Here is a 12,508-nt window from a genome sequence, read left to right as displayed (position 1 = left end):
CGGGCCGCTGCGGTACGGCACCCTCACCTGGGTGCCCGCCCTGCAGCGGCCCGACCTGCTCGCCGAGCCGGTCCGTCTGGCCCTGGAGGACCTGCCGCGGGCCGCCGAGGTCCGGGTCGCCGAGATCGACCCCGACCTCGCCGACACCGCCGCGATGACGCAGGCCTACGAGCTGCCGCTGGAGGCCTCGGTCAACTGCGTGCTGGTCGCCGGGAAGCGGGCCGGGGAGGAGCGGGTGGCCGCCTGCGCCGTCCGCGCGACCACCCGCGCCGACGTCAACTCCACCGTGCGGCGGCTGCTCGACGTGCGCAAGGCCTCGTTCTGGCCGACGGACCGGGCGGTGGAGGCCTCGGGAATGGAGTACGGCGGCATCACGCCCGTCGGGCTGCCGCAGGAGTGGCGCCTGCTCGTCGACGCCTCCGTGGCCGCCGGCGGACCGGCGATCGTCGGCAGCGGTGTGCGCCGCTCCAAGCTCCTGCTGCCTGGCGACCTGCTCGCCGCACTGCCGGCCGTTGAGGTGGTCGAGGGGCTCGGGCTGCCCGTCGACTGAGCCGCTCAGGCGGGCGGGAGCTGGGCCTGGTCCGGGTCGTCGCGTTTGACGAGCGCGGTGAAGATCTGCGCGAAGAGCTCCTCGACCCGCGCCTCGATCGCCGCGGCGTCGGCGGTCTGGCCCTTGCGGTCGTGCAGGGCCATGAGGTCGATGGCGCTGTCGAGCTTGTCCGCCTGGAGCAGCCAGCCCTCCGCGCGGGCGGCCTCGGCGGGGGTGTCCGCCCCGGCCAGGGCGCGCTGGGCCTGACCGCGCAGCACCGCGACCGAACGCCGCAGGCCCTCCGGGCGGGAGCGCGCCGCGCGGGCCTTGGACAGCCCGTTGAGCAGCCGCTGGACCTGGGAGGCGAGCTCGGGGTTCTCGCGCAGCATGACCGCGCCCTTCTTCACGACCGGGTAGACCACCGGCCCGAAACGCGCCGCGGCCTTGACGATCGCCGTCACCTTGCCCATGTCCCGCTCTCCCTTCCAGACCCGACCCTACGTGTGCCGCTCCCGCGCGGCCAACCGTCCGCCGCCCTACACCCCGCCCGCGAAGCCCTGCTGGCGCCAGGCCTCGTAGGTGGCGATCGCCGCGCAGTTCGACAGGTTCATCGAGCGGGCGCCGGGCAGCATGGGGATGCGCACCCGGGCCGTGACGCGCGGGTCGGCGAGCACGTCGGCCGGCAGGCCGGTGGGCTCGGTCCCGAAGAGCAGGACGTCGCCGGGCTGGTAGGCGACGTCGGCGAAGCCGGTCCCGCCGTGCCCGGTGAACGCGTAGACGCGAGCCGGCCCGATGGACCCGAGCGCGGCGTCGAGGTCCGGGTGGACGACGACGCGCGCGAGGTCGTGGTAGTCCAGCCCGGCGCGGCGCAGGTGCGCGTCGCTCAGCTCGAAGCCGAGCGGCTCCACGAGGTGGAGGGTCGCGCCGGTGCAGGCGACCATCCGGATCGCGTTCCCGGTGTTGGGCGGGATGCACGGCTCGTGGAAGACGACGTGGAACACCGGGGAATTGTCTCAGGGTGCACGGGCGCGTCTCGCCACGCGTGCACCCGTTGACCCACCGCGGAGCCCGGTGGTCTGATGCCCGGACACCCGACGGAGGAACCATGACCGAGACGACCAGCCCCGCACAGGCCGCGTCCGCCGCGCTGCGCGCCCGCCAGCGCCCGCTCAAGGCGGCCTACAAGGAGGACCCGGGCAGCGCGCGCGTCACGAGCACCGCGACGGCGCGGGTGGACCAGCAGGCGCTCACCGCGACCGTGCCGACGTGGTCCGGTGAGGTCGTCGCCGGGCTGCACCCGGCCACGGGCGGGGACGGCAGCCAGGCGTGCTCGGCGGACATCGTCCTCCAGGCCCTCGTCGCCTGCGCCGGGGTCACCCTCTCCTCCGTCGCCACCGCGATGGGCGTCGAGCTGCGCTCGGCCTCCGTGACGGCCAGCGGCACGTGGGACGCCCGCGGCACCCTCGGCGTGGACCGCGAGACGCCGGTGGGCCTCACGTCCGTCGAGGTGGTCGTCGACGTCGACACCGACGCGGACCCCGAGACCGTGGCCCGGCTGCTCGAGCTCACCGAGCGCTACTGCGTCGTCGCCCGCACGCTCACCGACCCACCGCCGGTGACCGTCCGCCGCGCCTGAGCCCAGACGGTGACCTCGACGAGCGCGAAGGGGTCCTTGCCGCAGCTCATGGTCGGGTCGATCTCGCAGATCGTCCGGGCGCCCTCGAGGCCCAGCGACACCTCGGCGGGGCCGGCAGGACGTCGGCCGGCAGTGTGACGGTGCCGGTCGACGCCCCGGCCGGATCGTCCCGAGCGACGTCGTGGCTCTCTGGCTGCGCAGCTCGACGGTGTAGCCGGCGTCATCGGGCAGGGCCGGCTCACAGCCGTCACCCTCGACCACCCCGGGCACCTCGACCGTGAGCTCCTCCCCGGGCGCGAGGCTGACCGGCGTGACGACCGGGTCCTGCTGGGAGCAGTACGCCGTCTCCGGCCCGGTGGCGACGCAGCCCGCCGTCGCGGCGGCGAGGGCGCGCGCGGCCACGGCGTGCCGCAGGGGTCGCATCCCGTCACCGTAGCAACGGGGCTGGCAGGCAACCGGGCCGTTACCAAGACGACGGCCGCCGAGGCGGCGATGAGGGAGTCGACGCCGCGAATATCGGGATGTGCACGACGTCGACCCTGCCACCACAATTGACCACGTCGCACGACGGACAGCGAAAGGGTCTGCCCAAGGACATTTTCTGAGCGGTCGGGCTCACCTCGTAAGGTCTAGAGCCTCCTTCAACCCTGGATGGACACGAAACGACTCGACGGTCGAATCGAACCGAGCGCGAGGATCCTTGTAACGCCAAACATATTCGGATCCACCACCACGACCTCCTGGCTTCAAGTATGAAACAACTGAGAACTCGAAAAGTTCCGCCAACGCACTCAATGCTTCTTCCGACTTGAAACCGACCCGCTGACCGAGAGACGCGGAAAACTGCTCAAGCGTAAACTTCTCAGCCCCGACCGATTTGAGCACCTCCAAGTACTCCTTGTACCGGGGAACATGCTTCGCCATCTCGTCGTCCAACTCGTTCAACAGATAGTCCGAATATGCGTCCCGCGCCGCATGCACCGCCTCGTTGTCAAACTTCTCACCGTCGGGATTATTCCTGCCGTGCGCAACCAACACCTCGTTGCAGAACTTGATAATGTCGCGCGGGCGAAGAAACGTACGATCCGAGATATGCCTATACTTGCTCTGGCGACTAGGCATCTCTCGAGACTCGTCAAATACGTCTTCCCACTTAACCTCTCGATCCCCATCGGCTAGAGCCTCAGCGAACCTGCTCTCCATAAGGCTGCGCAACGTCAAGCCGGTCCGACTGTCAGTCCAAAGTACGCGCGTGGCATAGTTTTCAGTAATCTTGTTTTTATCTTCAAACTGGAGGTCCTGATAGATATCATCCCGCAGAAGCACCACCGGATTGAGCGCCTTTCCGCGCCCCTTGGCCCTAACAAACAAGTCACGCGCCGCGATTATTAATCCGGTCAACCTCTGCGCATACCGCGCGTCCTGGACCGTGAAACCTAGGTCCAGCTGATCAAAGCAGACATAGTAGCGAATGTCCGGATTAAGCGCGGCGAGAACCGCCTCCTGCATTTTTGCGTTTACAGCCTGAATGTGAATCGGAAGTTCCCTGACTCGCACGCGCTCCATCTCAACGTCGAGCACCCTAAAGCCGAATCGACCCTTGAAATGCAGCTCTCGTTCGGGACTAAAGAGCTGGTTGAACTCCGGATTTCGCGAGCCGTAGGAGTCAATAACGAACGACTCTAGCGCCTCCATTGCCTCCGCGGACTCTTCCGACCATGGCTGGCTCTGGTCGTCATTCAGTAGAATCTTCGCCAGTCCGAGCAGAATGAGATACCGCCAGCTATGGATGTACCTGCGCTCCTCAGGAACGCCGTTCTCGGCCTGCAAGTCGTGATGGCTCCACGGGTAGTCATCGAATGAGTATCCGATTTGGAATGCGTCTTGCGAACGCCCCTCGACGATCCTCTTATAGATCGCCGTCTTCCCAGACCCCTTCCTGCCGAGAATCAGGAAGCTTCGCATATCGCGAACCGAGACGTAAGCATCGTGGTCCTGAAAACAGGCATCGAGCAACACGTCTGCATCGGCGTCCACCGCGCCAAAGGAACCGATGGCTGTCAGCGGCTTGCGATCACTGCTCTGGATGATCCCGGTCATAGGTGATTGGTACCACGCTTTGCCGTCGCTGCCCAGCCCCGCTGTGGCACCAGCAGGCCGTTACCGCGTCGCGTAGAAGACGACGGCGGCCGAGGCGGCGACGTTGAGGGAGTCGACGCCGGCGGACATCGGGATGCGCACCACGCGGTCGGCCATCGCGAGCACCTTCGGTGACAGGCCGTGGCCCTCGGGTCCGAAGACGTAGGCCGAGCGCTCGTGGTTCTCGGCGACGTACTCGTCCAGGGTGATCGAGTCGTCGCTCAGCGCGAGGGCGGCGACCGTGTAGCCGAGGCGCTGTGCCTCGGTGATGGCGCCGGGCCAGGACTCCAGCCGCGTCCACGGCACCTGGAACACGGTGCCCATGGAGACCCGGACCGAGCGGCGGTACAGCGGGTCGGCCGAGGTGGGCGTCATGAGGACGGCGTCGACGCCGAGCGCGGCCGCGCTGCGGAACGCTGCCCCAAGGTTCGTGTGGTCGACCATCCCGTCGAAGACCGCCACCCGGCGCGCCCCGGCGACGACCTCCTCGACCGGCCGCAGAGCGGGCCGGTGCATCGCGGCCAGCGCCCCGCGGTGGAGGTGGAAGCCGGTGATCTCCCGCAGCAGCGCCTCGTCGGCGACGAAGACGGGCACGTCCGGGCCGCCGTCCGGCGCGCCGTCGCACGCCGCGGCGATGACCGGGGCCATGCTCTCCAGCCACCGCTCGGCCATGAGGAAGGACCGGGGCCGGTGCCCCGCCGCCACCGCCCGGGAGATGACGTTGCTGCTCTCGGCCATGTAGAGGCCACGCTCGGGCTCGAGCGTGCGGCGCAGCGCGACGTCGGTGAGCCGGGTGTAGTCGGCGAGGCGGTCGTCGTCAGGGTCGGTGAGGCGGATGAGCGGCACACCGACATTGTGCCGTGCAGGATCCGGCTCTCGGCGCAGAGGGGGCCGGCCCGGGTCAGTCCTCGACGGACACCGGGGCGGCGAACTGGCTGCGGTAGAGGCGGGCGTAGGCGCCGTCGGCAGCGAGGAGCTCCTCGTGGGTGCCCTGCTCGACGATGTCGCCGTGCTCCATGACGAGGATGACGTCCGCGTCGCGGATGGTGCTCAGCCGGTGGGCGATGACGAAGGAGGTGCGCCCCTTGCGCAGCTCGGTCATCGCCTGCTGGACGAGCATCTCGGTGCGTGTGTCGACCGAGCTCGTCGCCTCGTCGAGGATGAGCAGCTGCGGGTCGGCCAGGAAGGCACGCGCGATGGTGATGAGCTGCTTCTCCCCCGCCGACACGCCACCGCCCTCCTCGTCGATGACCGTCTCGTAGCCCTTGGGCAGGCTGTGGACGAACCGGTCGACGCTCGCGGCCCGCGCCGCGCGGCGCACGTCCTCACCGGTCGCGTCCCGGCGCCCGAAGGCGATGTTCTCCGCGATCGTCCCCTCGAAGAGCCACGTGTCCTGCAGGACCATGCCGATCGGCTCACGCAGGTCGTGCCGGGTCATCTCCCGGGTGTCGACGCCGTCGAGGAGGATGGCGCCGGAGTCGATCTCGTAGAACCGCATGAGGAGGTTGACGAGGGTCGTCTTGCCGGCCCCGGTGGGACCGACGACGGCGACCGTCTGGCCCGGGGCGACGTCGAGGTCCAGGCGCGTGATGAGCGGGCGCTCCGGGTCGTAGCTGAAGGCGACCTCCTGGAACCGGACCTCCCCGCGCACGACGTCGGGGTGCTTGCCGGGCTGCGGGTCGGTGGACTCCTCCGGGGAGTCCATGACCTCGAAGATCCGCTCGGCGGACGCCACGCCGGACTGGACGAGGTTGGCCATCGAGGCGAGCTGGGCGAGCGGCTGGCTGAACTGGCGCGAGTACTGGATGAACGCCTGCACGGACCCGAGGCTGAGGTCTCCGGACGCCACCCGCAGGCCGCCGACGACGGCGACGAGCACGTAGTTGAGGTTCCCGACGAACCCCATCATCGGCATGATCGTCCCGGAGATGAACTGGGACCGGAAGCTCGCCTGGTAGAGCCGGCCGTTGTCGGTGTCGAAGCCCTCGCGCACGCCCTCCTGGGCGTTGAACGCGGTGACGAGCTCGTGGCCGGTGAAGGCCTCCTCGACCTTGCCGCCGAGGTCGCCGGTGGACTTCCACTGGGCGACGAAGTGCGGCTGGGCGCGCTTGGCGATGAGCATCGTGGCCCACGCCGACAGCGGCACGGTGACGAGCGCGATGAGCGCGAGCTGCCAGGACAGGACGAACATCATGACGAGCACCCCGACCACGGTGACCAGCGACGTCACCACCTGCGACAGCGTCTGCTGGAGCGTCTGGGAGACGTTGTCGATGTCGTTGGTCACCCGGGACAGGACGTCGCCGCGGGCGTGGGAGTCGAGCTCGCGCAGCGGCAGACGGTCGATCTTCGCCTGGACGTCGCGGCGCAGCGCGAACGCCGTGCGCTGGACGACCCCGGCGAGCATGCGGCCCTGGATCCACAGGAAGGCGGCCGCGGCGAGGTAGACGCCCAGGACGAGGAGGATCGTCTGGCCGAGGGCGCCGAAGTCGATGCCCTGGCCGGGCACGACGTCCATGCCCCGGACGAGGTCGGCGAGCTGGTCGTTCCCGGCAGCCCGGAGTGCGTCGACCGCCTGCTCCTTGCTGAACCCGGAGGGCAGCATCTCCCCGAGCATCCGGCCCACGACGCCGTCGAAGACGATGTTCGTCGCCCGCCCGAGGAGGGCCGGGCCGAGGACCTGGAGGGTGACGGCGACGACGGCGAGCACGACGACGACGACGAGTCGCACCCGCTCGTGCGCCATCGAGCCGAGCAGACGACGCAACGACGCCCCGAAGTTCGCCGACCGCTCCCCCGGCGGGAGGCCGGGCCCTCGCCCGTGGTGACTCATGCCGCCTCCTGCACGCTCAGCTGGGACAGGACGATCTCCCGGTAGGTCTCGTTGCTCTCCATGAGCTCGGTGTGGGTGCCCCGGCCGACGACCCGGCCCTCGTCGAGGACGACGATCTCGTCGGCGTCGCGGATGGTCGCCACGCGCTGGGCGACGATGAGGACGGCGGCCCCGGCGGTGGCCGCCGGCAGCCCGGCGCGCAGCCGGGCGTCGGTGGCGTAGTCGAGCGCGGAGAAGGAGTCGTCGAAGACGTAGAGGTCGGCCTTCTTCAGCAGCGCCCGGGCGATCGCGAGGCGCTGGCGCTGCCCGCCGGAGAAGTTCGACCCGCCCTGCTCGACGCGCGCGTCCAGGCCGAGGCCGGCGACGAACTCGCTGGCCTGCGCGGCGTCGAGCGCGGCCCACAGCTCCTCGTCGGTCGCGTCGGGGGCGGCGAAGCGCAGCGTCGAGGCGATCGTCCCGGAGAAGAGGTAGGCGCGCTGCGGCACGAGGGAGACACGGGCGCGCAGCTCGGCGGGGTCGAGCTCACGCACGTCGATCCCGGCGGCCCGGACCGTGCCGCCGGTCGGGTCGACGAGGCGCGGCAGAAGGTTGACGAGCGTCGACTTGCCCGAGCCGGTGGCGCCGATGACGGCGGTGGTGCGGCCGGGCTCGAGGCGCAGGGAGACGTCGTGGAGCACCGGTTCGTCCGCACCGGCGTAGCCGAAGGTGGCGTGGTCGAGCTCGACGACGACCTGCCCCTCCGGCAGGCGGCGCGGGCTCTGCGGGGCGACGATGCTCGGCTCGGTGCCGAGGACGGCCTCGATGCGCTCGGCGGACACCGCGGCGCGGGGCACCATCATGAACATCATCGAGGCCATGAGGACCGAGATGAGGATCTGCATGAGGTAGTTGAGGAAGGCGACGAGCGAGCCGACCTCCATGGCGCCGGCGTCGATGCGCCCGGCGCCGAACCACACGACGGCCACCGACGAGGCGTTGAGGATGACCTGGACGACGGGGAACATGAGCGCCATGAGGTAGCCGACGCTCAGGCTCGTGTCCATGAGCTCGGTGTTGGCCTGGGCGAAGCGGTCCCGCTCCCCCGCCTGGCGGTTGAAGGCGCGGATGACCCGGACCCCGGTGATCTGCTCGCGCATGACGCGGTTGATCCGGTCGATCCGGGTCTGGATGAGCCGGAACAGCGGCCCCATCCGCAGCGCGATGAAGACCATCGCGCCGAGCAGGAGGGGGACGACGACGAGGAGGAGCGCGGAGAGCCCGACGTCCTGCCGGATCGCCATGGCGACGCCGCCGATCATCATGATCGGCGCCATGACGATGACGGTGAAGGTCATGAGGGTGACCATCTGGACCTGCTGGACGTCGTTCGTCGAGCGGGTGATGAGCGAGGGCGCGCCGAAGCGCCCGGCCTCGGCCACCGAGAACCGCTGGACCCGGGAGAACACGTCGTGGCGCAGGTCGCGGCCCACGCCCATCGCGGTGCGCGCACCGAGGTAGACCGCGGCCACGGCGCTGAGTACCTGGACGCCGCTGATGGCGAGCATGACCCCGCCGGTGCTCACGATGTAGCCGAGGTCCCCGCCGACGACGCCGTCGTTGATGATGTCGGCGTTGAGGGTGGGCAGCGAGAGCGCCGCGATCGTCTGGACGAACTGCAGGAGCACGACGATGACGACGTCGCGGCGGTAGGGGCGCAGGTAGCGCCGCAGCAGGGACAGCAGCATGAGTGCCTTTCCGTACACCGCCCGGTCGGGCTGTGGCCAGGGTAGGTCGGCCCTCCGACACCCGCGGACCGATTTCGCTCTCGGCATGCACGCACGACGACGGCGCGCCACCGGGTGGGCGGCGCGCCGTCGGGCGTCGGGCCTACTGCTGCGGGGGCTGGTCCTGCGTCGGGTCGACCGTGCTCGGCGGGCCCGCCGTCGGGCCGGGCTGGTGGGAGCTCGGCGGCTCCGGCGACGTGGCCGGCGGCTGCCCCACCGGCGGCAGCGGCGCGGGCGTGCCGGTGGGCGGGGGCGGGGCGAAGCGCGACTGGTCGGCGGCACGGCGGCCACCGGCCTGCGGCTCGTCCTCCGCCGGCCGCTGGCCGCGCTCGGCGGGGCCGGAGAAGGGCCGGCCCGAGCGCTCCCCCGCGGCGTTCGCCTCCGAGGTGGCCTGCTGCGCCTCGCTGCGGGCCTGGGCCAGCGCCTCGTCCGGGTCCTGGAGGCTCGCAGCGGCCAGGCCGGCCGCCATGGAGCTGCCGTGGGGCCCGAAGTCGACCTCGGGCCTCGGGCCGGAGTCGTCGTCGTCGGGACCGCCGACCGGCCCACCGCCACCGAAGCCCTTGGAGATGGCGCCCAGCGCCGCGGTGAACTCGGTCGGGATGACGAAGAACTTGCTCGACTCCTTGTTCGCCAGCTCCGGCAGCATCTGCAGGTACTGGTAGGCGAGGAGCTTGGAGTCGGGCTTGCCCCGGTGGATGGCGTCGAAGACCTGGAGGATCGCGCGGGACTCACCCTGCGCCCGGAGGATCGCGGACTGTGCCTGGCCCTCGGCCCGCAGGATCGAGGACTGCTTCTCGCCCTCGGCGGTGAGGATCTGGGACTGCTTGACGCCCTCGGCGGTGAGGATGGCGGCGCGGCGGTCCCGCTCGGCGCGCATCTGCTGCTCCATCGCGCCCTGGATGCTCTGCGGCGGGTCGATCGACTTGAGCTCGACCCGGTTGACGCGGATGCCCCAGCGGCCGGTCGCCTCGTCGAGCACCCCGCGCAGCTGGCCGTTGATCTGGTCGCGGCTGGTGAGGGTCTGCTCGAGGTCCATCGAGCCGATGACGTTGCGCAGCGTCGTCACCGTCAGCTGCTCGATACCGGTGATGTAGTTGGCGATCTCGTAGGTCGCGGCCTTGGGGTCGGTCACCTGGAAGTAGATGACCGTGTCGATCGACACGACGAGGTTGTCGGAGGTGATCACCGGCTGCGGGGGGAAGGAGACGACCTGCTCGCGGAGGTCGACACCGGCGCGGACCCGGTCGACGAACGGGATGAGGAAGTGCAGGCCCGCGTACATCACGGTGTTGAACTTGCCCAGCCGCTCGACGATGAGCGCCACGGCCTGCGGCACGATCCGGACCGCCCGCCAGATCGCGACGACGACGAACAGGGCGAGCAGGACGAGGACGACGGTGAGCACGAGGCCACCGGGGTTGTCGGTCACGAGGCTCCTATTCGGGGTAGGTGACAGGCACGGGCGCGACGATCGCCGTCGCCCCGTCGATGCGCACCACCTGGACGGTGGTGCCGGTCGGCAGCACGGTGCCGGGCTCCGCGGTGCGGGCCGTCCAGACCTCACCGACGAGCTTGACCCGCCCGGCGCGGTCGGTGACGTCCATGAGCACCTCGGCGGTGCGCCCGACGTGCGCGGCGACGTTGGTCACGGTGTCGGGGGTGGAGCGCTTGAGGTAGCCGATCGCCCAGGGGCGCACGGCGACGAGCAGGACGGTCGACACGACGGCGAAGGCGGCGATCTGCGCCCACAGCGGGCCGCCGAGCAGCGCCACTCCCCCGCCCGCCAGCGCACCGCCGGCGAACATGAGGAAGATGAGGTCGACCGTGAGCATCTCCACGACGCCGAGCACCAGGGCTCCGCCCAACCACCACAACCACGCCATCGTCGTCCTCCTCGCGCTCGATCCTACCGACCGGGGCGGGTCCCCGGGCCGGACTTCCGGCTCAGCGACCGGCCGCGCGGGCGCTCCAGCGCCCACGGTGCCGCTCGACCTCGAGGTCGAGGCCGAAGGTGCGCGAGAGGTGCTGCGGGGTGAGGACCTCCTCGAGCGGTCCGGCCGCCTCGACGGTGCCCGAGCGCAGGAGCAGCGCGTGGCCGAAGCCCGGCGGGATCTCCTCGACGTGGTGGGTGACGAGGACGATGACGGGTGAGCGCCGGTCGCCCGCGAGCTCGGAGAGCGCCGCGACGAGCTCCTCGCGGCCCCCGAGGTCCAGCCCTGCTGCGGGCTCGTCGAGGAGGAGCAGCTCCGGGTCGGCCATGAGGGCGCGGGCGATCTGCACGCGCTTGCGCTCGCCCTCGCTCAGCGAGCCGAAGTGGCGGTCGACGAGCTGGTCGACGGCGAAGGCGGCGAGCAGGTCGCGGGCGCGGGAGGTGTCGTACTCGTCGTAGCTCTCCCGCCAGCGGCCGGTGACGCCGTAGGAGGCGGTGAGGACGACGTCGAGCACCCGCTCACGCCCGGGGATCCGGTCGGCGAGGGCCGCGGAGGCGAGGCCGATGCGGGTGCGCAGCTCGGAGGTGTCGACGGTGCCGAGGCGGTCGCCGAGGATCTCCACGGTGCCCTCGGTGGGGAACATCCGCGCGGCGGCCAGCTGGAGCACGGTCGTCTTGCCCGCGCCGTTGGGGCCGAGCACCACCCAGCGCTGGCCGTCGTCCACCGACCAGTCCACGCCGTCGAGGATCGTCTTCGCTCCTCGTCGCAGGGTCACGTCCGCCAGGCGCAGCACATTGCTCATGCTCCGAGCCTATCCGCCACGTCCCCCGCCGGGCGTCTACCGTGGGGGCGTGCCCGAACTCGTCCTCCCCCACGCCGTCCTCGCCGCACTCTGGCTCCCTCCGGTGACCATCGCGGGTGAACGCAGCGGTGAGGTGCCCGACCAGCTCATGGAGGCGGCCCTGCGGGCCGTCGCAGGCTCCGACACCCACGTCATGGACCGGCCCGACGGCGCGGTCCGCTCGCTGCGGGAGATGGTCGGGCGGATCGTGGGGCAGGGCGTCACCGACGTCGGCGCCGTCCTGCCCGTGCCCGGGCACGTCACCGGCCTGCCCGGGGTGGCGCTGCTCGACGCCGTCGACGCCGGGCAGTGCCTGCTCATCCGCACCGAGGGCGGCTCGTGGGCGGTCGTGCCGCACGTCGAGTCCTTCGGCAGCGACCTCGAGCCCGGCACCCTCGTGCGCTGGGTCCTCCACCCCTTCCCGTTCGCCGAGCGCCCGGTGCCGACGCTGCTCGGCCTCGTCGGCTCGCTGCGCCAGGCGCGTCAGGAGATCGCCAAGGCCCTCGTCACGGCCGGTGAGGCGCTCGAGGCCCTCGACCTCGCGAGCTGGCGGCCGGACGTGGCGCGCCAGGCCGCGCACCTGCTCCACGACGACCTGTCCACCGACCTGCTGCCGCCCGGCCTGGAGCCGGCGCGGGTCGAGGTGCTCGTCCGGGCGGCGCGGCTGCTGTCGATCGTCCAGCTCGCGCTGGAGGACGACGGCGGCGCGGTGCTGGCCCGGCAGGGAGCGGCACGCGCCGAGGTGCTGCGCGGCCTGGAGCACACGGCCCGGCGGGCGCTCGCCGCGGCGAGCGTCAGCCACGTCTCCGGGGGCGTGGTCCGCGCCCGCTGACGGG

At 71.0% G+C, this 12,508-nt stretch carries 12 protein-coding genes; 3 read left to right on the top strand and 9 right to left on the bottom strand.

Going from position 1 to position 12,508, the window contains the following annotated elements; all coding sequences use genetic code 11:
* The first annotated feature begins 7 nt into the window (after window positions 1–7).
* Complete coding sequence (locus tag FHE66_RS11785) at window positions 8–550, top strand: YbaK/EbsC family protein (protein WP_139073159.1); 543 nt, start codon at window positions 8–10, stop codon at window positions 548–550.
* Between the two features lie 5 nt (window positions 551–555).
* Here the strand turns inward: FHE66_RS11785 and FHE66_RS11780 are convergent, their stop codons facing one another.
* Both FHE66_RS11780 and FHE66_RS11775 read right to left on the bottom strand, forming a co-directional pair.
* Window positions 556–999 (bottom strand): hypothetical protein, encoded by a 444-nt coding sequence (locus FHE66_RS11780; protein ID WP_139073153.1) that lies wholly within the window; start codon window positions 997–999, stop codon window positions 556–558.
* A 66-nt stretch (window positions 1,000–1,065) separates the two neighbouring features.
* On the bottom strand, window positions 1,066–1,530 hold the full coding sequence (locus FHE66_RS11775; RefSeq protein ID WP_139073152.1) for a tRNA (cytidine(34)-2'-O)-methyltransferase: 465 nt from the start codon (window positions 1,528–1,530) through the stop codon (window positions 1,066–1,068).
* Between the two features lie 104 nt (window positions 1,531–1,634).
* On the opposite strand from FHE66_RS11775, the gene FHE66_RS11770 reads away from it, so the two are divergent.
* Entirely contained in the window at window positions 1,635–2,165 is a 531-nt protein-coding gene (locus FHE66_RS11770) for an OsmC family protein (protein WP_139073151.1), read from the top strand.
* Between the two features lie 615 nt (window positions 2,166–2,780).
* Here the strand turns inward: FHE66_RS11770 and FHE66_RS11765 are convergent.
* The 7 genes from FHE66_RS11765 to FHE66_RS11735 form a co-directional block, all read right to left on the bottom strand.
* On the bottom strand, window positions 2,781–4,265 hold the full coding sequence (locus FHE66_RS11765; RefSeq protein ID WP_139073150.1) for a P-loop ATPase, Sll1717 family: 1,485 nt from the start codon (window positions 4,263–4,265) through the stop codon (window positions 2,781–2,783).
* 60 nt (window positions 4,266–4,325) lie between these two features.
* A complete protein-coding gene (locus tag FHE66_RS11760) occupies window positions 4,326–5,150 on the bottom strand; it encodes an RNA methyltransferase (protein WP_218013705.1) in 825 nt (274 codons plus the stop codon).
* Between the two features lie 55 nt (window positions 5,151–5,205).
* Window positions 5,206–7,137 (bottom strand): ABC transporter transmembrane domain-containing protein, encoded by a 1,932-nt coding sequence (locus tag FHE66_RS11755; protein ID WP_139073149.1) that lies wholly within the window; start codon window positions 7,135–7,137, stop codon window positions 5,206–5,208.
* Window positions 7,134–8,861, bottom strand: a complete 1,728-nt coding sequence (locus tag FHE66_RS11750; protein WP_139073148.1) for an ABC transporter ATP-binding protein — start codon at window positions 8,859–8,861, stop codon at window positions 7,134–7,136. Before FHE66_RS11750 ends, FHE66_RS11755 begins: the two co-directional genes overlap by 4 nt.
* A 142-nt stretch (window positions 8,862–9,003) precedes the next feature.
* Window positions 9,004–10,329, bottom strand: a complete 1,326-nt coding sequence (locus FHE66_RS11745) for an SPFH domain-containing protein (protein ID WP_139073147.1) — start codon at window positions 10,327–10,329, stop codon at window positions 9,004–9,006.
* 7 nt (window positions 10,330–10,336) lie between these two features.
* Entirely contained in the window at window positions 10,337–10,783 is a 447-nt protein-coding gene (locus tag FHE66_RS11740) for an NfeD family protein (protein ID WP_139073146.1), read from the bottom strand.
* A gap of 61 nt (window positions 10,784–10,844) precedes the next feature.
* Window positions 10,845–11,633 (bottom strand): ABC transporter ATP-binding protein, encoded by a 789-nt coding sequence (locus FHE66_RS11735; protein ID WP_139073145.1) that lies wholly within the window; start codon window positions 11,631–11,633, stop codon window positions 10,845–10,847.
* Between the two features lie 49 nt (window positions 11,634–11,682).
* On the opposite strand from FHE66_RS11735, the gene FHE66_RS11730 reads away from it, so the two are divergent.
* Window positions 11,683–12,504 carry a hypothetical protein gene (locus FHE66_RS11730; protein ID WP_139073144.1) on the top strand — a complete coding sequence of 274 codons (822 nt, stop codon included), beginning with the start codon at window positions 11,683–11,685 and terminating at the stop codon, window positions 12,502–12,504.
* Window positions 12,505–12,508 lie beyond the last annotated feature (4 nt).

Origin of the sequence: Georgenia sp. 311 (assembly GCF_006151955.1) — a bacterium.
GTDB classification, from domain to species: domain Bacteria; phylum Actinomycetota; class Actinomycetes; order Actinomycetales; family Actinomycetaceae; genus Oceanitalea; species Oceanitalea wutianyii.
Note: the sequence above shows the minus strand (reverse complement) of the source record. Positions and strands in the feature narration are given on the sequence as shown.